The following is a 23400-nucleotide window of genomic DNA, read 5'->3' on the forward strand; positions in this document are numbered from 1 at the left end:
AATCCCTCTTTCTCCGCAAAATACTTTTTAAAGTACTTCAAAACCCCTTAAATCTTATGATTTTCGGGGTTTTTTGTTTTAATCCCATATCAAAACATTCATTAATTCGCAATACTAAAGGGGCACAATTCGGGGCACAAGGCAATCAGTGAAAATTGTGCCCCTATCTGTTCGCCAACCTCACTATTTACAGCCAGTTCAGAAAATGAACATCTTGTACCGATTTGACTTTTTAACTAAATTATTACTAATTAAAAGGTCACCAAAATGGAAGCAACAATCACAAATCTTTTTTATCTAAAAAGAGCAAAAGCCAATGTACACGGACTAGTTCCAATTTATCACAGAACCACAATCAACGGGAAACGCCTCGACAAGAGTACCGGAAAGTACATTGATCCCACTAAATGGTCTACAGAAGCAGGCAGAATGAAAGGCACTTCGGAAGAAGCTAGAACAATAAATAGCCATCTTGATTCACTAATTGCAAAAAATTCTAGTATTGAAAAGAAACTAATCGCAGTTGATAAAGACATAACTGCCGAGGTCTTTAATAATGTATTGACTGGCAAAACTGAAAAACAGCGAACACTAGTACCCATCTTTCAAAATCACAATGATCAAATTGAAGCTTTAGTAAAAACTGAAGAGTATTCTCCAGGAACATTGGAGCGATATAAAACTTCACTGAGCCATACTAAAGAGTTCATGAAATGGAAGTTCAATATTTCAGATATTAATATCAAAGATATTGATTTAGCTTTTGTAACCGATTACGATTTTTATTTGAGAACTGTGCGAAAATGCAGTAACAATACAACGGTAAAATACATCAAGAATTTCAAAAAGATAATTCAAATCTGCTTGGATAACAGATGGATTGTTGAAAGTCCATTTGTGAAGTATAAAGGAAAAATAAAGGAAGTTGAAAGAGATTTTTTGACTGAGAGCGAGATCGAAACAATTTACAATAAGAAGTTTCATTGTGAGCGATTGATACAAGTTAGAGATATTTTCATTTTCTGTTGTTTTACAGGTCTTGCTTACATCGATGTAAAACAATTAACTTCCGATCATATTGGAATTGGTATTGATGGCAACAAATGGATTTTCAAGAACAGACAAAAAACCGATACCAGTTCAAAAATTCCTTTACTTCCTATTCCAGAACAAATCATGGCAAAGTATGCATCGCATCCAAAGTGCATAAATGAAGAAACAATCCTTCCTGTTCTAAGCAATCAAAAAATGAACAGCTATCTAAAAGAAATTGGCGATGTTTGCGGCATTAAAACAGAATTAACTTTCCATCTTGCTCGACATTCATTTGCGACCTCTATAACACTTACAAATGGCGTTCCCATTGAAAGCGTTAGCAAAATGCTTGGTCACACTAACATCAGAACCACGCAACACTACGCAAAAGTAGTGGATAGAAAAGTGAGTGATGATATGGCTATTCTCAAGCAAAAATTAGCACCTCAACTAATTGCAAAAAGTTCATAAAACAATATTCTTAAATTTTAAAAGCATTGCACTACCAGCAATGCTTTTTTCATTAAAAAAACATCCAAAACATGGTGTTTAATTCCCGAATGGAACACTATACTTCTTGATTTATAAACTTCGATGCTATAGTTTTGTCAACATTCCCCACCTTCCTTTCTGGCAATCATTCACACATATACCTTCATGGATAACCAACAAAACCAACAGCGAATTAAAAGCTTATACAAAATGCTTTTAGAAATGGCAACCGGAAATCTAGCGTTTCGGGTAGAGCTAAATGGCAGTGGCGATGAGTTGGACCAATTGGCAATGATGCTGAATGAAGTAGCAGAGAAAATGCAAGAAGTAATTTCGAAATACGAATTTAAAAATCAACCTTATGATTACAGTACAAATCAAAATACTACCAAACAATCCGATTCAGAACTAATACAGAAAGTCCTCGACTACATACTAAATCATTTAGAAGAACCTTTGCCAACCACTAAAGAACTTTCGAAGATGTTTGGCACCAATGAGTTCACTTTAAAAGACAGCTTCCGGAATAATGTAAAAACAAGTATCTATCAATTCTACAATGATGAACGACTTAAAAAAGCACAATTCCTTATCCAAAAAACAGCAATTCCATTAAAAGAGATTGCGTTGATGTGTGGCTTCAATGATTATCCCAACTTCTACAAAGCATTTAAAAAACGCTACAATTTTCCACCAAGTGAAGTAAAAAGAGAAAAAGAAAACGACAATCAATAAAGTCATTCCCTATTTTGCAAACCGATATTCCCGAAATGAAATAAGATAATGGTTTCATTAATAGAATTTTACACTACCAATTCTATTAAACCATGAAAATAAAGGTCACCAATCTTAAAACAATTCTTGTAGAAATAATAAGCTTCCTATTGATTATACTTTTTGTATACTCTGCTCTAAGCAAATTATTAGAATTCCAAAACTTCCAAGCCCAATTGGGACAATCGCCATTGCTAAGTGCATACACTGGATTTGTTTCTTATTCTGTATTAATAGTTGAATTGCTAATCGCTATACTACTTGCAATACCAAAATCAAGATATTTTGCTTTGTTAGCTTCATTTGGATTAATGCTAATGTTCACAGCTTACATAATAGTTATCCTTAATTATTCCTCATTTGTGCCTTGTTCCTGTGGTGGAATACTGGAAGAAATGGGTTGGAAAGAACACCTGATTTTCAATATGTCTTTTACAATTCTAGCGGCAATAGCCTCAGTACTTACAGCAACAAATAAATCCAAAACAGTTCTAAAACTGGCAATTATCGCAATTATCGGTTCAGCTGTGATTGTAATTTTATATTTCTATTCAGAACACACCATGCACCGCGAAAACCCATTCATCCGAAGATTTATCCAAGGTGCTGCAACCCAAACAGCCGAAGCCGAACTAACCAATAATTTCAAATACTTTGCAGGAACCGATGGTAAAACCATGTATTTCGGAGACAGCCAAGCACCATTACACATACTAGCTTTCGATACCATTTTAAAAACCAAACATCAATATAAAATACAATTGGAGCGCGAAAACTTTCCTTTCGTTTCAGTACAAGTCCGAATTGCACCACCCTATTTTTATCTTATGGATGGCACAGTACCAGTAATCTACAAAGGCAAAATATCCGATTGGAAAGCAAAACTTGTAATGTATGACAACAACTACTATTTTTCAAAAGCTGAAATCATTGCTCCAGATAAAATCGTATTTCGAGCACAGCAACTCAAAACGCTTTATAACATTTTAGGGACTTTTACTTTCAAAGACAGTTTACAAGTCCAATATGCACCTCAACTTCTACAAAAACAAATAGATGGCTTTTTTGATACTGATGGTATGATGCATTTTGACAAACAATCTCAAAAATTCATCTACAACTATTACTACCGAAATCAATTCATAATTGCTGATACCAACCTTAACCTAGTTCATCGCGGAAATACCATCGACACCACTACCAAAGCCAAACTCAAAATAGCTCACATCAAAGAAACTGGACAACGAAAAATTGCTTCACTTCCAACAACGGTAAATCAATTAACGGCAGTTTCTAATAATTTACTATTTGTAAACTCAAAATTAATCGGACGTTACGAACCCAAAGAAATGTGGAAACAAGCTTCGATTGTTGATGTGTACAACATCAAGAAAAACACCTACTTGTCAAGTATTTACATCTACGACATAAACAAAACCAAATTGAAAGAAATGTTTGTAATAGACAACTATCTCTACGCAATAATCGGACATCGATTACATAAATACCAATTAAGTAAAAAACATTTTAACAACAAATGACAACATAAAAATCTATTCTGATCAGTAGCAGGAACGAGACTGAAAACCTGTAAAAAAGAGTAAGTCAAAAAAAATAATTAAATTTCTATTACCATGAAAACTATTTTAAAAGTGATCTTGCCAGTTTTGGCATTCACATTGGCAAGTGCCGGAGCAGTTAGCACAAACGATGCTAAAGTAAAAGATGCTAAAAAAACAGTTGCGATTATTGGTTACATCCAAAATCCAACTGCTGCAAGTTGTCTTCAAGTTTCAGTAGATTGTACAACAAACAATACAGGTCAAAACTGTATGTCTAGTGAAACACCAGCAAGACGTGTTTGGCACAAAAATGCTGCAAACGCTTGTAGCGTAAACTTATTTAAAGTTCTTTAAGTAAGTAAAATTTAAGTATGCAGTTTTCAACTGTAGAAAACTGCATACTTTTAGTATCATTGCTCTATGTCCGATTTCATCCACGCTCGCTTTGGCTCACCTTTCAAATAATGTCCAAACCAATCATTCATCTTTCTCAACAAATCTTCTTGGTTTTTTGGATCTCGAAAAATATGTCCTTCATTATCATAAACCAACATAACATGTTCTTTCTTTAATCGTCGTAAAGCTGCGTAAAAAGTTTCAGCTTGTCGTGGTTGTACTGTTTCATCTATTTTACCAGCCCAAGTCAATAGCGGAGTAGTTATTGTACTAGCATTAAGCAAAGGTGAATTTCTATGATAAGCTTCTTGATTATCATAAAATGAAAATCCCATACGATACTGTTGATTTTCATAACGCCAACCATCAATTTCATGGTCATTGGTATTAATGGTGAAATAATGCTGTAAATTATCAGATACAGCCGAACCACTTATAGCTGTAGCAAACAGATCCGTTTGAGTAATAATAAAATTGGTTTCATATCCGCCAAAGGATTGTCCAGTTAGACCAATTCTTTTAGCATCAGCAACTCCCATTTCAATTACCTTTTTAGTTGCTGCTGTTACACAGTCAACTGCCGAAATACACGAGTTTCCTTTTTCAAATGAAATATCGGGTAACAGAACAGCGTAACCATCAGCAGTCAGATTGACAATATTAAACCCAAACCCATTATGCAAACTTGGTGTAATATAATCATGTCTATATTTTGAAAAAGTTTCATAAATAAACACAACCATCGGATATTTTTTGCTAGCATCATAATTCGCAGGATAATATAAAATACCATTCAAAGGCGTGCCTTTACTATCAGTATAATGTATCATTTCCGTTTTTCCCCAATGATAGTTCTTTTGATGCTCATTACTATGTACAATTACTTTTTGCAAACCATTATTGTCAAATACTAATGTTGGTGGTAAATCAAATCGTTGCTTCACACTAATAAAAGCAGTGCCTTTTTTTGATTTTTTAAATTTTGTAACCATAGCATCATCAACAATAAGTGACTTTGCTTCTTGATTAGGTTTTAAATTAAAAAATCCATGCGCACCACTTTGCAAATTATAAGAAGTTAAAACAACTTCTTTCGATAAATCATATATAAAAGTTCCTGTTTCCGAATAATTAAACTCTTGACTATTTGATACAGCAGAGGTATCAAATCGAAATCGCAAGTTCTTTTCTTTACCATTAGTCAGTCGTTTACGTTGTTTTCCATCTAGTGAAATCGCCCATATATCATGGTAATCATAACACAATACAAATTTGCCATCTTTTGTCCAATCCGTTTGACCCCAAACACGCAATTCTGCTCCTGGATCATCAACCCAGTTATCCCAACTAACATTCAATCCTTGAGTAAGGTTGGAATGTGATTTTTTCACAATATCATAAACCCACCAATTACTATTTTTGTAATAGCTTATATACTTTCGATCTGGTGAAAAATCAATCTGACTATCATATCCACTCTGTTCTTTAATTACCAATTCTTTTACTCCGGTTCTAATATTCATCAAGTAATAATCCATATCAGCATATAATTTATATTTTGGTTTATACTGATATTTATCCGCCACAAGTGCATAATCTTGAGTACCATTCAAAGCAAACCAATTTTGTTGCTCTGAACTTATTGCTTTCACAAGTCTTTCTTTTGGAAACCAAACGGCTAAAAATTGCGAATAAGGTACACTTGCTCTCAATTTTCGTTCACGATAAAGCAACTGGTCTTTGGCATGCCAAACCTCAACACCGCTAGAATATCCAGTAGTGTCTCTTGCCACAACATTCGTTATTCCAAAAAATACCTTTTTGCCATCACGAGAAACCTTCAGTGCAATATTTTGATCGGGAGAAATTTTCATTTGAGACGGAAAAATAGCATCCGAAGATTTCACCGTATATAATTTGGCGGCCACAAAATCATAATAACACACAACCTCATTACCTTTATCAACTCCATAAAAAGCAATAGAATTACCATTTTGTTGCCACTTCAAAACTTCAAAAGTTTGCGCGTTTGGTTTCAAAATTACCTGATTACTAAAGGTATTTTTTAAACTCAAAGAACCTATCGAACCTTTACCATTTTCAGAAGTTGCATAGACCAACTTTGTTTTGTCCAAATTCCATTCATAAGCCGTTACATTTTCAATTCGCTCAGTAACTGTTTCATTCTTTCTTATAACTAGTGCACGAGCATCTTCCAAAGTAACCAAATACTGTCCATCAGCCGAATAGTCATACCTACTAACATTCGCATATAATTTCTCTGTTCCGTTTTTCAAATCAAACAATACTAATCCTTCCTTTTTGATAAAAGCAAAGCTTGTTTCCCCAATAAATTGACCATGTTGCAAATTGAGAAACACAAACTTCCTATCAGTTTTAGTATGTACCACAAACGTAGTATCCATATCATTTTCATACGAAAACCGATAACTAACCCAATTGCCTTTATCAGACAATTGCTCACTTCCCATAGTATGCCACAAACCATAATCGGCTTCGGTTACGTGCTTCTTAGTTAGCACCTGTCCCATTACAGGACAGGGAACTAACCCAACTAATAGTATGGCGATCACACCATAAAACGTTGGTAAATAAGTAAACTTCATTAATAGCCGGGATTTTGAGTTAAGTTCGGATTAGCCAATAATTCCGTTTCCGGTATTGGCCAATGAACATCGGTACTATTCCAACCCAATTTTACAATCGGCAAAGCGGTATTCAAAGCTCCAGTTCGCTTCAAATCAAAAAAGCGATGTCCATGCTCTGTAAACAATTCGAAGCGTCTTTCCTCTTGTACAGCAGCTATAATTTCAGCTTCTGTGTTAGCTGTCGTATTCGGTAATCCTGCCAAACTTCTAACCATATCCAAATCTTGTTTGGCATTAGTCAATTCGCCTTGTCGTGCTCTGGCTTCTGCACGAATTAAATATTGCTCCGCCAATCGGAACACTATCGAATACTCCACAGAAGTTCCAGTATTCGTATTTTGTTTGTATTTATTGGCATGATACCAAGTGTCAGAACCATCCGTTTCAGTCGCAATCCAATGACTTTTTCTAAGGTCATCATTGGCAAACGAATTATACAATTCTGCACGCAATCCAACAAACGGCGGTGGTCCTGTTTGAAATACAAAAACAGAACCTTCATCAGTATTATTGCCTTCCAATTTTGGCGAAAATTGCCAAATCGTAGCAGTGCAATCCTTCAAGAATATCTTGTCAATATCCGTTTCCCAAACATATTCAGCAGTATTCAAAACAGCCGAAGCAGCATTCGAAGCTTCTGCCCAATTGCCGTTATACAAATACACACGTGCCAATAAAGCCGATGCAGTCGAACGATTAGGTCGAACACGGTCAGATGCAAAATAAGCTTCGGGCAATAAAGCAATCGCTTGTTGCAAATCGGCAATAATGTTGTTGTAAACTTCTGTAGTTGGCATTCTACTAACCAAGCGGTTTACCTCATAATCAGTAGTAGTAATATACGGCACATCGCCATACAAGTTCACTAAATAAGAATGCACTAAAGCTCTAACAAATAGGGCTTCTCCAATAAACTGATTTTTATCCGCACTCGAAAGTCCAGTCGAATTTTGGCAACCATAAATAACGGCATTAGCGCAATAAATCTGCTGATAACTTTCATTCCACATCTGCGATGCCATCGATGTAGTCGCAAGCATCGTATTGTTAAAAATAAACGATGTGTTATCATCAGTCGCACCATAATAAGTCAGTTCATCAGCATACAATCCCAAACTTACGCCAGAACCATTAGCATTTCCTGCTATTAATCCTGTATCGCGTAGCTTTGAATAAATATCAATCATCGCCGCATTGGCTGTAGTTCTATCTTCAAAAACGGTTACACCAGTCAGTTGCGAATTGGGTGTTTCAACATCCACAAAACTATCACATCCTACTAAATTCAATAGAAGCATTAAACCCAATAATGTTATTTTAAAATTTTTCATAGTCATATAAATTAAGATTATAAAGTCAGTTTTACACCAGCCGAATACACTTTCAACGGTGGCAAATAATTACTAAACTTAAATTCGGGATCGCCGTTAGAATAATTGGTAAAAGTCAACAAGTTCTGACCTTGTAAATACAATTGACATCGAACACCTTTGCTCTTTTTTAAAGGCAAATCATACGTCAACGATATGTTTTTCAAGCGAACATACGAAGCATCTTCTATGTTACCTGTACTCAATGCATAACGATAATACGCATTGATAATATCGCCATTAACACCACTAGTAAGCGGCTGTTGTCCATCCGAATTGCTAACACTTGCCAACTGATTAACCGCCGTTCCGGGAACACCGGGTGTCACTCCAAACGTTTCTTGCTTCACAAACTGAAACAGAAAATCCAATTGCAGGTTTTTATATTTAAAATTGTTTTGCAAACCACCAAAGAAATCGGGACTTAAATCAACAATTTCTGCTCTGTCGCCAAGCGAAGTAATCACACCATCTCCATTCACATCTTCAAACTCATAAACACCAGTAGTTGGGTTTATGCCTGTGTAATTATAAACTTTGATGATATTTATCGGTTGACCAACTATATAGCGGTTAGCATTCGTAGAGCTTTCCAAACCGGGATAAGAAACCAATTTGTTTCTACTAACCGAAATATTAAAATTAGTTGTCCATTCAAAATCCTTGCGCTGAAAGTTGACAGTTCGCAGTGTAAACTCCAAACCGCTATTTTCAACCGTAGCATCAAGATTGGCATTCAGCGAACCAAATCCGGTAGTTCCGGGTAACGGAATACCAACCAGCTGATTAGACGAACGATTAAAATAATACGCAGTTGTCAAAAACAATCGGTCTTTCAAAAAACCAGTTTCCAAAGCCACTTCAAATTTCCTGTTCGTTTCCCATCCAAACTCGGGGTTAAACAAACGTATCGGTTGCAATCCAATCAATCCTTGATACGTATTACCCGACGATGCGTAAGTATCAAGAAACTGATAATCGCCAATCTGATCATTACCAGTAGTTCCATAACTCGTGCGCAATTTCCCAAAACTCAACACCGAATTATCTTTCAAGAAATTCTCATTCGAGAAAATCCAAGCCGCACCAACAGCGCCAAAAGTAGCAAACTGCTTACCGGGTCCAAAGCGGCTCGAACCATCACGGCGACCAGTAACATTTAGTATATAACGCTCATTCCAATTATAGTTGATTCGGGCAAAAAAGGCTTGATACTTATAAATCGTTTCATCACTCAAATCAATAGTTTTAATCGATGCCGAAGCCAAATCATATATCAAACTATTACTCGAAAATCCAAATCCATTCATAAACAATCGATTGGTTTTCTGTTGCTGAAAAGTACTTCCAACCAAAGCTTCTACTTTTCCTTTTCCAAGAGTGGTATTCCAATTCAATTGAGGTTCAACAATCCAAGTACTTCTATCAGTCTGACTAACACTCAATCCCGAAAACTCACTTCCTAATCCATAAGCCGGATTATACATCGTATGCGGCTGGGTTCTGCTTTCCGTATTCTTCAAATCCGAATAACAAAAACTCGATTTCGCTTGTAAATTCTTTAAAATTTGATAAGACAAAACTGTATTCGCAGTCAAGTCTTTTATATTCGAATCAAATTCCGACAACATGGTTGCCAACGGATTATCCCAAGTGCTATTCTCCCAATTCAAGTTCCCATCAGCATCATAAAGCGCAGGTGCATTGGGTGCCAATGTTCTCGAAACAGCAGTCAAATCAGTAGCAGGTTGATTATTCTTTTGCGCAGTATAATTTGCCGAAAACACCAACTTAAATTTGTCATCGTCCGAAGTATGATTCATGTTAAAATGCGCAGCACCTTTATTATACTTAAAATCGCCAGGAAAAACAGTCGTTTCCGTTCTATAATTCCCACTCAATAAATACTGTGTTTTAGCACTTCCGCCAGAAACCGAAGCTTGCAAATTGTTTACCTCAGCAGTACCTCCAATAAACTCCTTTTGCCAATCCGTATAGCGGTTAGCATCCCAAGTGCCATTCACATCATAAGCAAAATCGGGATAAACACTAATGCCATCATTCGCAAATGCCTGTTGACGCATTGCTAAATACTGTTGCGAGTTCATCAATTTCGGAGTTCGCGTAACACTTCCAACACTCGTAGAACCATTTACGGTAAAAGTGGTTTTACCTGCTTTTCCTTTTTTTGTAGTGATCAGCACCACACCATTAGCACCACGACTACCATAAATCGCCGTAGCATCAGCATCTTTAAGCACTTCAATACTCTCAATATCCGATGGATTAATAGAATTCAATGGACTGGTCAAACTCGGTGCCGTTCCACTAGTAGCAATAGAACCTATCGTTTCCGACGAATACGGCACACCATCAATAATATAAAGCGGTTGATTACCATCTGCACGCAAACTATTCGTGCCTCTAATCTTAATACTAAAAGCACCACCCGGACTTCCACTATCCTGCACAATATCCACACCAGCCATTCGTCCTTGCATTGCCGCAAGCACATTAGTTACAGGCTGTTTTTCTATGTCTTTACTGGATATTTTAGAAATACTTCCAGTACGTTCTTTATCCTTTACAGTATAATACCCAGCGTTGATAGTGACTTCTTGAAGTGTAGCTGTATCTTCTTTCATTTGTAAGTTTATTGTTGATTGTGAACCAACTGTGATTTCTTCAGTTTTAAACCCTATAAATGAGAATATAAGTATGTCAGCAGGAGATGCATTAATTGTATATTGTCCGTTTACATCTGTTATTACTCCTATTCCAGTTACTTTATCTGTTACTGTGGCACCAATTAATGGATTCCCATTTGTATCAGTTACTCTGCCAGTAATATTAATTAATCTGTTTTCTTGAAGAGGGATGTCTTGAGTGGACGCTTGCTCACTTTTAGCTTTTAAAATAATATGCGTGCCTGTTATTTTATAACTAGTATTTGTATTTTTAAAAATAGCTTTTAACACCGAATCGATTTTCTCATTTTTTACTTTAATACTAATGATACGGTTTAAATCCACAGATTTAACGTTGTAAACAAATCTAAAATCAGTTGCGGTTTCAATTTTCTCAATAACTTCCGATATCTCCATGTCATTCACGTTCAAAGAAAGTTTTGTTTTCTGTGAATAAGCATCGTTGGCATGCATTACGAATAAAGAGGTTAGTAAAAATAATAATGTTAGTTTCATTTTTAAATCGAATTTAAAAAAAGGTTTATCAAACCTGGTTGGGTTCAAGAGTTTTTTCATACTTTTAAATGTTTTTAAATGTGGTTAGTTTAATACACTTATCACTTTTATGTGCCGGGAAATGTTGACGCATTTTCCGGTTTTTTTATAAAGGATAAATTGCTTTTTTGATGATGGTTTTCTTTTGTTATTACATAGGCGGTGTTTTTTTATAGTTTTTATTGAATTATAATTTTATTATCTTTTATTTTATAGTCAATCGCATAACTATCACTGAAATATTTAAGCACAACATCAATAGGTTCATCTCTAAAACTTGCGTTGAAAACTTCTTTTCCAAGTGTTTTATTTTTATTTATAAATGTTACATTATAATGTCGTTCTAGTTTTTTTACTATAGCGTCAAACCGTGTATTTTTGAATACTAAGTTGCCTTGCACCCATGCTGTATAACTGCTTGTATTTACTTTTTCGGTAGTGATGTTTTGTTGTTTCTCAACATTTGACCCTTTAATTCCGGGTGTTAATTGGACTATATTATTTGCTGTTTTTTTATCTTTATAAAGCTGTACTTTACCTTCAACAAGAACTACGTCTGTTACACTATCATCGGAGTATGAACTTACATTAAATGTAGTTCCTAAAACTTCAATATTCAATTTTTGAGCATTTACAATAAACGGATGCGCTTTATCTTTTGCTACTTCAAAAAAGGCTTCACCAATTAAAAAAACTTGACGATTATGATTTTTTGAAAATTGTATGGGATACTTTAATGAAGTTCCAGAGTTAAGATGTATGATTGTTCCGTCTGACAATTCAATTTCAAAACGTTTTCCAAAGGGAATTTTTAAAATGTTATAAACTAAATTATCAGAACCTACTTTATCAGAGTAACTAATTTTATTTCGGTCTTGTTTTCCTATTACTTTCCCAAATTTATCAGTAATGTTTTTAGACTTTGAGGTATTAATTATTTGAACACTTCCGTCAGCCAATTGCAACGTAATTAATTCTTCTTTGGGGATTAATACATTGTCTTTTTGATTGAATAAATTTTCTTTTTGGAAAAAATATGATACTCCAATTAACATAATTAGTATGGCTGCATATTTAAAGTAAGATTGCACTTTTCGTATAGAAAAAATCCTTTTTTCATGTTTGATTTTTTGCAATAATTCTTTTTTAGCAATATCAGTATCAAAAGCATTGTTGATACAATCAACTGCATAATTGATTTTTACAAAATCCTTAAAGACTTTTTGATTATTGGTGTCTTCAAGCCATTGAGTAAGAAGTTCAATTTCTTCCTGACTTGCTTGGTTTGTTATAAATTTTACTATTAACTTTTCTGATTTTCCCTGTGTCATTTTTCATTCTTTATGTTATTACGAAGCTGAAAAGCAAAACCCTAACAATTTCTTAAACTTTTTTTAATTTTGATGAATATTAAGTCTAATTATAACAATTCAGAAGTGATTTTTAATGTGTTAATCAGTTTAATAGCGATTTATCCTCAAATTATTAATCAGGATAAATGCAAGTGTCATAGGATTTAATGTTTTTTTAATATTTGGTCAATTTTAATTAAAAATTTATTTAATTTGTTATATGAAACGTGGCGATTATAATGATAACGAAATCTTAATTGAATGTCTTAAGGGTGATGATAAAAATGCATTTACCTACTTAATTGACAGTTATCATAATAGGTTGTGTGTTTATGCAAATAGTCTCGTAAAAAACATTTATAATGCTGAAGATATTGTTCAAAATGTTTTTTTGAGAACATGGGAGCAAAGAAGTCAATTAAAATCAAATCATTCTATCAAAAGTTTTTTATACAAGTCCGTTTACAATGAATTCATTGATCAATATCGTAAAAATCAATATCTTATTTCCCTTGAAAAATCATATTTTGATGCTTTAAATGAAGTTGTTTCTGAAGATAATTCAGAAACTATAAATGAAGTAATTACGGTTGTAAAAAAAGAAATTCAAAATCTTCCTCCAAGATGTAAAGAAGTTTTCATTCTAAGTAAACAAGAAGGCTTGACTAATATTGAAATAGCAGAATATCTTAACGTGTCTATTAAAACTGTCGAAGCCCAAATAACAAAAGCTTTCTCAATTCTAAGGCTTACAATGGCAGAGAAGGTAAAAGGATTTCTGTTTTTGTTGTTTGGCTATAAAAAATCGATTTTCAGAAACTAAAACAATCACTATCTACTTATTTGATTATTTAGCTTGATATATTGGTAAATCAAGCTTAAACTTATCTCTTAAAATCTGCATATCATCACTTACTTTTTTATCCAATATTTTAGCATAATGTTGAGTTGTTTTGATATTGGTGTGTCCTAGCATTTTACTTACGCTCTCAATAGAAACGCCATTTGTAAGTGTTACTGTCGTTGCAAAAGTGTGTCGAGCAATGTGAAAGGTTAAATCTTTTTGAATACCACAAACATCAGCTATTTCCTTTAAATAACTATTCATTTTTTGATTGCTCAAAACTGGAAGTAATTTGTTTTCATTTATACATTGTGGATGTGCTGCATATTTTTGGATTAGCTCTTCAGGAATAGGAAGTAATGGAATTCGCGAAGCGGTTTCCACCTTCATTTTTCCTGTACTTCTAACCTCGCTTAGGTTAATCGATTTTTGTACAAATTTCTCTTCCATGTTCTATTTTTTTAAATTAATTCTTATTTTTTTATGCTTTCTACTTCTATATGCTGAATAAAAATCATAAATTTCCACTCGATGGAATTTTTTTTTAAAATAACAGCATTATATAATGTACATGGAAGACGATGGAATAAATAGTAAAGCATCAGCTGAAGAAATTAGTGCAGCTATAACCTCTTTGATTACGGATGAGTTCTTTAAGAAACTTGTTGCGTATACAATTAAACGTTTATTATTTCAATTTCAGATTGTTTACGATCCAGATAAAGGATTCAAAGGAAATATGGCGGAAGATATTGTTTCAAATTTATTCAGTTCCTTTCTTAATGATGGCGGAAGGAACTGGTATAAAAATAAATTTCCTGATTTCAAGAAACAATTTTATAGTGCACTTGACAGTGAAATCTCCAATATTGTTTATGGAAACTTTGTCAAGACTGAGAATATTGAAATTGATGATACAAGTTCAGTTATAGATTTTGCAAGTATGGAATCTATAGAATTATATAACCACTGTATTTCACATTTAGAAAAATCGGGGGCTGATATTGATGAATTACTTGTATTTGAATGTATTGCAAAAGGGATGGCTCGACGTGAAATAGCGGAAGAATTAAAAATTCCGCCTGAAAATGTGACTATTATCAGGAAGAGGCTCGACAGGAAAATAAATCCTTTAAGAAAACAATTAGAAAGTAGTTGGACATGAAAAAATTATATATAAAAAATATCGATGAAGCATTATTAAATTCCATTAAGGAAAGTGATAGTGCATATATAAACGATGTCCTTACTGATGAAGGAATCGATTTAGAGAAGATGAACAGTATTGCTTCAAAGCATGTCAAAAAGATATTATTTCTTGCTAAAGCAAAATCTAATAAAGTTCATGATGATAAACTTCTTCAAGTTGCAATGACACTAAAAGATGGAATTGAAAAAGGACTAGAAAGACCAATTGCTGTGATTAAAAATTTAATTGCAAGTAATGAATTGTCTTTTCAATTCCGAAACTTAGACCGTCTTGGAGAAACAGAAATTAAAGAAATTATTAAAGGGCATAATCTGCTAAGTATTTTAGAAGAGCTTGAAAAGAGTGATGAAGATGATAAGATTAAGTAAAAGTGCAAATGCTGCCCAAGAACTTTTAGAATCCTGTGGTCTTGACAGTTTGATTGATTTTCAGCTCGATTTGTTTGCAAATGGACTTGGAATTACTTTAATAGAAAAGCCTTTAGAGAATTGTGATGGTAGAATTATTTTTGGAAAAACAAAAACACTAATTGAACTCAATAGTGAAATTGAATTTGAAGAGAAAAAGCGATTTACACTTGCGCACGAAATAGGTCATTTTATACTTCATAAAAACATAGAACTTCATAATGATAATGAAAGTACAACAAGCTGGTTTAGTAATAAAGAATCACAAGCAAAGGCAGGAAAACAAGAAAGTGAAGCCAATGAATTTGCATCGGAATTATTAATGCCTTCAATTCTTTTTGTTGAAAAAATTAAAGGCAAACCCTTTTCACCCGATCTTATGAGAAGTCTGTCACAATATTTTAAAACTAGTGTCACTTCAGTAATATTTAGATACTTTGAACTGGGTAATCATCCCATTTGTATATTTTATATGCACAATAATATTGTAAAATATTGGAAAAGACCCGAAGATTATCCTTATTTCATAATTGATAGGACAAAGTTAGCACCACCAGAAGATTCTATTGCTGCTGAATTCTTTGATAAAGGGAAGATATATTCTAGCGTTCAATCTAAACGTCCAATTTGGAAGTCAACTTGGTTTGATATAAAGGACTGGGAAAATGAAAATAAATATAAATTTTTCGAATATTGTGTTGTCACAAAAAAATATAACACTGTACTAAGTGTAGTATGGGAAGAATAAATTAAGTAACATTTTCAATAGATATAAAAACTAAAATTCATTTTTAAAACGCCATGAAACAAAAATTATTCTTCACAATTTTTATCTTTTTTCTACCAATTGTTCAAAAATTAATGACCATCAATCCACTAGCTGCGATTAAATTTGATTTTAAATTCTTCATAGCCACTGTAGTATTTCTATCAGCTTTACTAATAACAGCAATAGTATCTTTTTGCTTTGCTGTTATCAATTGGATAAATTCTGGCTTCGAATGGAAAAAGCTTCTACCGTGTTTAATTAGCTTAATGGCTGTTGTTTTTATTTACTATTCTATAAAATCAGTTATCAATAGTAAAACAAGGAGAATTAAAAACACAATCCAAAATATTCCTAATATACTTATAACACGGAATACTGAATTAATTTAATCATTTTAATTTACCTATCAGCGCTGCACCACAGATAAAATTGATACTTTTTGTCAAGTATTTTGCTCCGTTTACTTGACAAAAATAGACATCTTTAAAAATTAAAATGTTATTTACTAGGTGCATTAATTTAATAAACTATTCGCACAACACTACGCAATGTGTAGTAAATCGCAAATGAAATACACTTCTTATTTTATCTATTTAAATACAAATATTGACATAGTGATAGCAATATAAGGTCATATCGCAATATGAAATAGAGGCGCCAAATTTTCTAGAAATAAAAAACTAAAAAAGTCACTGCAAGAATACGGAACTATAAAAGCAAAAAAGCTTTTAGAACCTATTTTTACAAGCTAATTGCCTCAATTTTCTTTACAAAGCATACTATCCAAATTCAAAAAAATAAAACAAAATGTTTGTTATTATGAACATAAATACTACTTTTGTTCATAATAATGAACATTTAGTAAAATGAGCACAAAGAAACAAACCGTTTTTCCAAAGCACCAAATAACACTCGAACAGATGGGAGAGAATATAAAACTGGCTAGGAAAAGAAGAAAGCTTACCGCTGTTCAAGTAGCGGAAAGAGCCGATATTGTTAGGACTACACTCTATCAAATAGAAAAAGGTAATCCAAGCGTTGCTATTGGTGCTTATTTCAATGTACTTAGAGTATTAGGGTTACAAGAGGACTTCCTAAAACTCGCCTCAGACGACGAACTAGGAAGAAAACTTCAAGACCTAGAATTACTAAAATAACATTTTCATTACGAGGAATCGAAGCAATCCAATCCAAAAACCTAACCTTCTAACAATCCAACAATCTAAAATGTCTACCAATAAAACCGATATATACGTTTATGCCCACTGGCAAACAATGACCGAACCCAAAATCATTGGCATCCTATCAGCGCAACAAGCCAAAGGTAAAAAGGCATTCAGCTTTGAGTACGATATCAATTGGCTCAAATCAGAACAAAAATTTTTACTCGACCCAGACATACAATTGTATGGCGGTCCACAATACCCAAACAATAAAGAAAACTTTGGCATATTCCTAGACAGCATGCCTGATACTTGGGGACGAACATTAATGAAGCGGAGAGCAGCACAATGGGCTAAAGAAAATAAAGAAAAAACACCAACACTCTACGATATAGATTTTCTATTAGGTGTTTACGATGAAAGTCGCATGGGTGCACTGCGATTCAAGATAGACCCAAACGGAGATTTTCTAGACAACAATAAAGCAGCATCAACACCACCATGGTCGTCCATTCGCGAATTACAAAACGCTGCCAATAGTTTTGAAAACGATGCCGACAACGATGAAATCAGTAAATGGTTAGCAGTTCTTATTGCACCAGGTTCATCATTAGGTGGCGCAAGACCAAAAGCCAACGTTTTAGATACTGACAAAAGTCTTTGGATTGCAAAATTTCCTTCCAAAACAGATACTATCGATAAAGCAGCTTGGGAATTTCTAGCGTATCAATTAGCCATGAATGCAGGAATTGAAATGGCACCATGCCGCATTGATAAAATCATGGGAAGTCACAACACCTTTTTTACAAAACGCTTTGACCGCGAAAATGGAGAAAGAATTCACTTTGCATCTGCTATGACAATGACTGGGAACAACGAAGACACCATACGAGACAATCAAGCAAGCTACCTAGACATAGCAGAATTCATTAGTACAAATGGCGCAAACATCGAAGCCAACTTACACCAGTTATGGCGTAGAATAATCTTTAACATAGCCATTTCCAATACCGATGATCATTTAAGAAACCATGGATTTATCCTAACAAAAGAAGGCTGGATTTTATCACCAGCTTATGACCTTAATCCTTCTATCGATAAAGACGGTTTGGCTTTAAACATTGACACCGACAACAACGACTTAGATTTTGAACTAGCAAAAAGTGTAGGCGAATATTTCCGTTTAAGCACTACGCAAATGGAAACCATTTTACAAGAAGTACTTCAAGTAACAAATAATTGGAAGAATATTGCTAAAGAAATAGGAATTCCTAGAGCCGAACAAGAACTTATGGAAAAAGCGTTCAAATTATGAGTTATTGAATATAGAATGAATATTCAATTGTTACAACATTTTTTCTTTCAAAAACAGATCAATTTCTCTCAAAATATGTTCATCACCCAATCGGTCAGCTTCAAGATACCGTTTATGATCCAGTTTCATTTCTCTAAAAAACAGAAAAATAAATACGAGATACAATGCAATAGAAAATAGAATTTGGTTCATAGTAAAGATTTTAAATTATCACCGCATTATTGCGGCGAATAGAACCTACAATCACCGCAGAATTGTAAACAAACTCTATTCAATTCGGGAATTTTATACTATTCATTTCAAATTTCAATCCACTAACTCTAAATAAAATCCGCGAAAATCTGCGTTTTCTCGAAGTGAATCCGTTCCATCCACGTCCCAAATTAACAACCTAAGCGATAATAACAAAATTTGCGAAAATCCGTTAAATCTGCATAATCTGTGTTCCAAAAAAATCTGAGCAAAGCGAAGTATATATAATAACACAATTAAAATAAAATCCGTGGCAATCCGCGTTTTCACGAAGTGAATCCGTTTCATCCGCGTCCCAAATCAACGAGCAAAGCGAGTTCTTAAATGACCTTAAATTCCTTACATGGTAAAAAAAACCACGAGCAAAGCGAGAAAAAATCTGTGTAAATCCGTTAAATCTGTGTTATCTGTGTTCCAAAAAAACGAGCAAAGCGAAGTTAAATAACAATATTCAATTCGGGAATTACACCTATTCCATTCGATTTGATATTAAGAGGAGGAAGCCCGGTGGGCTTCAGGTATTTTCTATATAACCTATTTAAAAAAGATTGCTCAATTCGGGAATCATACCTATTCAATTCGGGAATTACCCACATCACCACTTGCAACAATACCACTACTCCAATAGATTTGCTTTCAATCAAACTAAAACAGTAGCGTATGAAATTGTTTTCCGAACATCTATTATCTGAACTAGACAAACAACTACAAAACATTCACTCCAAAACAGACAATCCTGTTCAATATGCAGAACTGGCAATCAAAGTGCTTATTCCAATTTTTGAAAATCTAAAAACAAAATTCCTAAAACATACGTTTACAAATAAATCAGAAGAAATTAGTTTCTTTCGCGATACCAAACCGCAATTTGCGGCCAAACTAATTTACTACAACGAAATCTACAACATCGAAACCAACAAACCATTCGGTTCCAAAAAAGCAATCCGAAAACACTTCAATCTCGAACTCATAAAGCTACAAGCATTTTATAATGAGAATAAAGAATTCTACAAATATTACAGAACAGATAATAAAAGTTTGGATCATAAATATTTTCTACGAGGAAAACACGATTTGAGACACACATTGGATAGCTTTTACTTCCAAGCAGACAATCGGTTTTCAACATCACACGATTACAAAGTAGCCAAAATTCTAGCAAACGAAAAGCTAAAAAGCTACATCGAAAATGAGATTGCAAAATTAGAACAAAAAGAAGAAACCAGTGTCGCAAACGCTAACACCAAAACTCAAAAATGGACAGGTTCAAAAGTCGGACTAATTGAATTAATTTATGCACTCCACACCGAAGGCGTTTTCAATCACGGTACATCTGAACTAAAAGAAGTTGCCACTTTTTTTGAAACAACATTCAACATCGATTTAGGACAATTCAACCGCGCCTTTTTAGAAATCCGCACTAGAAAATCAGAAAGAACCAAATTCCTAAACACTCTAAAAGAAAAACTAATCCTGCGCATGGACGATGCAGATGAAAACTAATATGGGCTGCCAATAATTGACAACCCATATTTTAATTGCGAAAAGCCTGCAGAACTATACGCAAACAGTCTATATTCTTTTCTCTATATTCTTTCTTCTTGCTTCTTTCTTCTTGCTTCTTTCTTCTCAATCATTCTGCGCAATCCCAGTCACAAGTGACATCGTAGCAGCTTCAGCCGAACCAAATTCAGCACCTTCTGTGGATGCAATAATATTGCCTATGAAGATATCCCAATCAGGATCAGTATTTTTCTTTGGTTTTTTTCTTGCTCTAAAAGCTGAATGTCTTGTTATAGAGGTAGTGGTCAAAATAATGCGCTTATCGGTTTCAGTTAGTGCAGCGTTAAGCAGTACGCCACTCTCGTAGGCAACAACCTTATCATAAATCACATCACAATCATTTTCATTCTCAAGAAAAATAATAAATGAATTGATAAAATTAGTTAAATTTGATTTGCCTGTCGTTGACATACTCGAAGCGGAGATAACATCATTGACACAAGTAGTTGGATGTTCAAGGAAATACGATACTCTAGTGTTTGAAACGTTATGATAGTGAGAACCTTTAATCGAATTAAAGCTTGAACTAGCATCGGCTATACTTTGCACTTTAGTTATAATTTGAGAGACAGAACCTCCTAAATTTGCGTTGGTGTAATACGTGTCAAACAATTCGTTGTATAGCCATCCTACTTCGTCATAAGGATTGGCATAATTTCCAGGCAAAGTCGTAATAAGTTTGGCGGAAAGTGTATTGGCATTTTCAGAATTCGTAGTGTCATTATCAGAGCTACAAGATACAAGTCCTGTACTCATCATAACAAAAAAGGCAATAATTAGTGTGCATGAGTGTATATTTTTCATGTGATTTAATGTGTTAGAATGTTACTGATTACTTTTTTTTCATCAGTTCATTTAGCCCGGGATAATTGAACTAGGATTTGGTTTTGCTCATAACAAAACCGTTTGAATTCAAGGCAAAACTAACTGCCCATTTCCCATCTCACAAGTCAACATCTACACCATTCCCGAATGTAAAATGTGCCATTCGGGAATGAAACACTCAAAAACAAATAGTAAAACACAACACTTCAATACATTACATTTCATAAAGTCCATTCTCAATTTGTCACTTCATCTATCGTCATTTTTAATTATTTTAATTACATTTATTCGCTAAAAAATCCACATTACCTATATTCTTTTGCAGTTTTTAATTGTTTAAGTTCCAAATCCTTATAATGATTACAAAAAAACGCTTACTATTTCTAGTACTACTAATCTCGCATTGTATAAATGCACAAAATAACTATGGCAAAAATTCAGATAGCCTTTCCTCTAAAACCTATGATTATTTAAGTCAATCCACGGTTAACTATAAAGTTGATAGTATAAAATCAAGATTGTATGCTAATGCATGGTTAGAAAAAGCTAAATCTGAGAATAATGATTTTCAATTAACTAATGCTTACAAGGCACAAATTAACCTTGTTAGTAAACAATTTCGCCTATCATATGCGGATAGCATGCTTATAGTTGCCAAGAAATTAAATGATATTGAATTAATTGGTTCAGCATACATGACCAAAGGCATAGTGCATTACGATAGGAAAGAACAAATGAAAGCGTTGGACAATTATCTTATGGCTGATAAGTATATTGCTCAAACTGAAAATCAATATCTTATCTATAAACTAAAATACGGCATTGCACAAACAAAATCCTATCTTGGTTTTTATGATGAAGCCATCAGTTTATTCAGAGAATGTATTGATTATTTCAAGGAAGAAAACGACAGAGCATACCTCAACTCATTACACTCATTAGGTTTATGTTACAATCGAATTGGAAATTATGCATGGTGCACAATAACGAACCAAACCGGAATTGACGAAGGGAAAAGATTGAACAACCTCGAAATGCAACCGTATTTCATCCATTCTGAAGGTGTAAATCTTTGTGGTTTAAAAAAATACAAGGAAGCTATTTCTAAATTAACTTCAGTTCTACCAACAATACAAAGCAAGAAAGATTTTGCAAACGCATCAGTGGCATATTTCTACATCGGAAAATCATTTTGGGCTTTAAATCAAAAGGATAAAGCGATAATCTATTTTAAAAAAGTAGAGGATATATTCAAAAAAGAAAAATACATCCGTCCAGACTTGCGCGAAGGCTATGAAAAGCTTATCGATTATTACAAACGAAAAGGAAATACAAAATCCCAACTTTACTACATTGATCAATTATTAAAAGTTGATAATATTCTTGGGCAAAATTACAAATACCTACTAAAAAAAGTAGTCAAAGAATACGACACTAAAGAATTATTAAAATCCAAACAGGAGATTGAAAATGCAATGACATTTAGAACTTTTGTAGCTTTTGGTATCATCAGCATACTGATTTCTATTATTGCATTTTTAATATACAAGCACTTCAAAAACAAACGGCTTTTCGATGAAATAATGAAACGTGATACTTCTAAGCCTGCAATTACTGAAACCTGTATTGAACCATCGACTTTTGAGGAAATAATAAAGAACGACACTACTGAACCCATTAGTTCTGAAAACACCGACAAACAAAATAGTCAAGAAATAAGCCCAGATATTGAAACTGCTATTTTAAAGAAGTTGGAGAAATTCGAGCAGAGTAAAAAATATTTAGAAAAAGACATGACGCTTTCAAAAATGGCTGTATTCCTAAATACCAATACAAAATATGTTACAAAGATTATTGCCAAACACAGAGGAAAAGGAACTATTGACTACATAACCGATTTGAAAATAAATTACATAATCGAAATTCTAAAAAAAGAAACTAAATACCGGAACTACACCCACAAAGCTTTGGGTGAAGAAGCAGGTTTTGGTTCCACTCAAAACTTCACACGTGCCTTCAAAGAACGAAACGGAATTTCGCCTACATACTTCATTTACAAATTGAAAAAGTCAGCAAACACAAGCAATTAGAAATTAATTGCCTCTTTTTCTTTCACAACTTGTGATTGACTTGTGAAAGAAACATTCCCAAATCATACAA

18 protein-coding genes and 1 pseudogene are annotated in these 23400 nt (G+C 33.7%); 12 read left to right on the plus strand and 7 right to left on the minus strand.

Annotation, left to right across the window (positions count from 1 at the left end; translation table 11 throughout):
• Positions 1-267 precede the first annotated feature (267 nt).
• From G6042_RS03000 to G6042_RS03015, 4 genes are all read left to right on the plus strand, one after another.
• The gene (locus tag G6042_RS03000; RefSeq protein WP_169522815.1) at positions 268-1506 is read left to right on the plus strand and encodes a site-specific integrase; all 1239 of its coding nucleotides are present in this window, start codon (positions 268-270) and stop codon (positions 1504-1506) included.
• A gap of 186 nt (positions 1507-1692) precedes the next feature.
• Positions 1693-2262 carry a helix-turn-helix domain-containing protein gene (locus G6042_RS03005; RefSeq protein WP_169522816.1) on the plus strand — a complete coding sequence of 190 codons (570 nt, stop codon included), beginning with the start codon at positions 1693-1695 and terminating at the stop codon, positions 2260-2262.
• A 92-nt stretch (positions 2263-2354) separates the two neighbouring features.
• Positions 2355-3842 carry a MauE/DoxX family redox-associated membrane protein gene (locus G6042_RS03010; RefSeq protein WP_169522818.1) on the plus strand — a complete coding sequence of 496 codons (1488 nt, stop codon included), beginning with the start codon at positions 2355-2357 and terminating at the stop codon, positions 3840-3842.
• Positions 3843-3935: 93 nt separating this feature from the next.
• Entirely contained in the window at positions 3936-4217 is a 282-nt protein-coding gene (locus tag G6042_RS03015) for a DUF6520 family protein (RefSeq protein WP_169522819.1), read from the plus strand.
• A gap of 56 nt (positions 4218-4273) precedes the next feature.
• Here G6042_RS03015 and G6042_RS03020 read toward each other — a convergent pair whose 3' ends face one another.
• The 4 genes from G6042_RS03020 to G6042_RS03035 all read right to left on the minus strand — a co-directional run bounded on the left by G6042_RS03020 (position 4274) and on the right by G6042_RS03035 (position 12871).
• A complete protein-coding gene (locus G6042_RS03020) occupies positions 4274-6886 on the minus strand; it encodes a S9 family peptidase (RefSeq protein WP_169522821.1) in 2613 nt (870 codons plus the stop codon).
• The gene (locus tag G6042_RS03025; protein WP_235933180.1) at positions 6886-8259 is read right to left on the minus strand and encodes a RagB/SusD family nutrient uptake outer membrane protein; all 1374 of its coding nucleotides are present in this window, start codon (positions 8257-8259) and stop codon (positions 6886-6888) included. The genes G6042_RS03020 and G6042_RS03025 overlap by 1 nt, the downstream gene beginning before the upstream one ends.
• A gap of 17 nt (positions 8260-8276) precedes the next feature.
• Positions 8277-11501 (minus strand): TonB-dependent receptor, encoded by a 3225-nt coding sequence (locus tag G6042_RS03030; RefSeq protein ID WP_235933182.1) that lies wholly within the window; start codon positions 11499-11501, stop codon positions 8277-8279.
• A 218-nt stretch (positions 11502-11719) separates the two neighbouring features.
• The gene (locus G6042_RS03035; protein ID WP_169522822.1) at positions 11720-12871 is read right to left on the minus strand and encodes a FecR family protein; all 1152 of its coding nucleotides are present in this window, start codon (positions 12869-12871) and stop codon (positions 11720-11722) included.
• A gap of 241 nt (positions 12872-13112) precedes the next feature.
• Between G6042_RS03035 and G6042_RS03040 the strand changes: the two genes are divergently transcribed.
• The gene (locus tag G6042_RS03040) at positions 13113-13715 is read left to right on the plus strand and encodes an RNA polymerase sigma factor (protein WP_169522824.1); all 603 of its coding nucleotides are present in this window, start codon (positions 13113-13115) and stop codon (positions 13713-13715) included.
• 24 nt (positions 13716-13739) lie between these two features.
• Here G6042_RS03040 and G6042_RS03045 read toward each other — a convergent pair.
• Positions 13740-14129, minus strand: a pseudogene (locus tag G6042_RS03045) (site-specific integrase); the annotation flags it as partial.
• A 178-nt stretch (positions 14130-14307) separates the two neighbouring features.
• On the opposite strand from G6042_RS03045, the gene G6042_RS03050 reads away from it, so the two are divergent.
• The 5 genes from G6042_RS03050 (at position 14308) to G6042_RS03070 (ending at position 18600) form a co-directional block, all read left to right on the plus strand.
• The gene (locus tag G6042_RS03050; RefSeq protein WP_169522826.1) at positions 14308-14901 is read left to right on the plus strand and encodes a LuxR C-terminal-related transcriptional regulator; all 594 of its coding nucleotides are present in this window, start codon (positions 14308-14310) and stop codon (positions 14899-14901) included.
• On the plus strand, positions 14898-15314 hold the full coding sequence (locus tag G6042_RS03055; RefSeq protein WP_169522828.1) for a hypothetical protein: 417 nt from the start codon (positions 14898-14900) through the stop codon (positions 15312-15314). The genes G6042_RS03050 and G6042_RS03055 overlap by 4 nt, the downstream gene beginning before the upstream one ends.
• On the plus strand, positions 15298-16101 hold the full coding sequence (locus G6042_RS03060) for an ImmA/IrrE family metallo-endopeptidase (protein WP_169522830.1): 804 nt from the start codon (positions 15298-15300) through the stop codon (positions 16099-16101). Before G6042_RS03055 ends, G6042_RS03060 begins: the two co-directional genes overlap by 17 nt.
• 887 nt (positions 16102-16988) lie before the next feature.
• Entirely contained in the window at positions 16989-17279 is a 291-nt protein-coding gene (locus tag G6042_RS03065; protein WP_169522831.1) for a helix-turn-helix domain-containing protein, read from the plus strand.
• Positions 17280-17349: 70 nt separating this feature from the next.
• Complete coding sequence (locus G6042_RS03070) at positions 17350-18600, plus strand: type II toxin-antitoxin system HipA family toxin (RefSeq protein ID WP_169522833.1); 1251 nt, start codon at positions 17350-17352, stop codon at positions 18598-18600.
• Between the two features lie 30 nt (positions 18601-18630).
• Here G6042_RS03070 and G6042_RS03075 read toward each other — a convergent pair whose 3' ends face one another.
• On the minus strand, positions 18631-18792 hold the full coding sequence (locus tag G6042_RS03075) for a hypothetical protein (RefSeq protein WP_169522834.1): 162 nt from the start codon (positions 18790-18792) through the stop codon (positions 18631-18633).
• Between the two features lie 720 nt (positions 18793-19512).
• Here G6042_RS03075 and G6042_RS03080 point away from each other — a divergent pair.
• Positions 19513-20355, plus strand: coding sequence for an RteC domain-containing protein (locus G6042_RS03080; protein WP_169522835.1), 843 nt, complete (start codon positions 19513-19515; stop codon positions 20353-20355).
• A 126-nt stretch (positions 20356-20481) separates the two neighbouring features.
• On the opposite strand, the gene G6042_RS03085 is transcribed toward G6042_RS03080, so the two are convergent.
• Entirely contained in the window at positions 20482-21219 is a 738-nt protein-coding gene (locus G6042_RS03085; RefSeq protein ID WP_169522836.1) for a hypothetical protein, read from the minus strand.
• Positions 21220-21596: 377 nt separating this feature from the next.
• On the opposite strand from G6042_RS03085, the gene G6042_RS03090 reads away from it, so the two are divergent.
• Positions 21597-23330 (plus strand): AraC family transcriptional regulator, encoded by a 1734-nt coding sequence (locus tag G6042_RS03090; RefSeq protein ID WP_169522838.1) that lies wholly within the window; start codon positions 21597-21599, stop codon positions 23328-23330.
• Positions 23331-23400: the final 70 nt, after the last annotated feature.

Source organism: Flavobacterium solisilvae, from assembly GCF_012911605.1.
In the GTDB taxonomy this organism is placed as follows: Bacteria; Bacteroidota; Bacteroidia; order Flavobacteriales; family Flavobacteriaceae; genus Flavobacterium; species Flavobacterium solisilvae.

What these genes read in the sequence shown, in the direction of transcription:
- G6042_RS03025 (WP_235933180.1), bottom strand. Translation starts at nt 8,259, where the DNA reads ATGAAAAATTTTAAAATAACATTATTGGGTTTAATGCTTCTATTGAAT.
- G6042_RS03060 (WP_169522830.1), top strand. Translation starts at nt 15,298, where the DNA reads ATGATAAGATTAAGTAAAAGTGCAAATGCTGCCCAAGAACTTTTAGAA.
- G6042_RS03050 (WP_169522826.1), top strand. Translation starts at nt 14,308, where the DNA reads ATGGAAGACGATGGAATAAATAGTAAAGCATCAGCTGAAGAAATTAGT.
- G6042_RS03070 (WP_169522833.1), top strand. Translation starts at nt 17,350, where the DNA reads ATGTCTACCAATAAAACCGATATATACGTTTATGCCCACTGGCAAACA.
- G6042_RS03075 (WP_169522834.1), bottom strand. Translation starts at nt 18,792, where the DNA reads ATGAACCAAATTCTATTTTCTATTGCATTGTATCTCGTATTTATTTTT.
- G6042_RS03040 (WP_169522824.1), top strand. Translation starts at nt 13,113, where the DNA reads ATGAAACGTGGCGATTATAATGATAACGAAATCTTAATTGAATGTCTT.
- G6042_RS03005 (WP_169522816.1), top strand. Translation starts at nt 1,693, where the DNA reads ATGGATAACCAACAAAACCAACAGCGAATTAAAAGCTTATACAAAATG.
- G6042_RS03000 (WP_169522815.1), top strand. Translation starts at nt 268, where the DNA reads ATGGAAGCAACAATCACAAATCTTTTTTATCTAAAAAGAGCAAAAGCC.
- G6042_RS03035 (WP_169522822.1), bottom strand. Translation starts at nt 12,871, where the DNA reads ATGACACAGGGAAAATCAGAAAAGTTAATAGTAAAATTTATAACAAAC.
- G6042_RS03015 (WP_169522819.1), top strand. Translation starts at nt 3,936, where the DNA reads ATGAAAACTATTTTAAAAGTGATCTTGCCAGTTTTGGCATTCACATTG.
- G6042_RS03090 (WP_169522838.1), top strand. Translation starts at nt 21,597, where the DNA reads ATGATTACAAAAAAACGCTTACTATTTCTAGTACTACTAATCTCGCAT.
- G6042_RS03030 (WP_235933182.1), bottom strand. Translation starts at nt 11,501, where the DNA reads ATGAAACTAACATTATTATTTTTACTAACCTCTTTATTCGTAATGCAT.
- G6042_RS03085 (WP_169522836.1), bottom strand. Translation starts at nt 21,219, where the DNA reads ATGAAAAATATACACTCATGCACACTAATTATTGCCTTTTTTGTTATG.
- G6042_RS03010 (WP_169522818.1), top strand. Translation starts at nt 2,355, where the DNA reads ATGAAAATAAAGGTCACCAATCTTAAAACAATTCTTGTAGAAATAATA.
- G6042_RS03055 (WP_169522828.1), top strand. Translation starts at nt 14,898, where the DNA reads ATGAAAAAATTATATATAAAAAATATCGATGAAGCATTATTAAATTCC.
- G6042_RS03080 (WP_169522835.1), top strand. Translation starts at nt 19,513, where the DNA reads ATGAAATTGTTTTCCGAACATCTATTATCTGAACTAGACAAACAACTA.
- G6042_RS03065 (WP_169522831.1), top strand. Translation starts at nt 16,989, where the DNA reads ATGAGCACAAAGAAACAAACCGTTTTTCCAAAGCACCAAATAACACTC.
- G6042_RS03020 (WP_169522821.1), bottom strand. Translation starts at nt 6,886, where the DNA reads ATGAAGTTTACTTATTTACCAACGTTTTATGGTGTGATCGCCATACTA.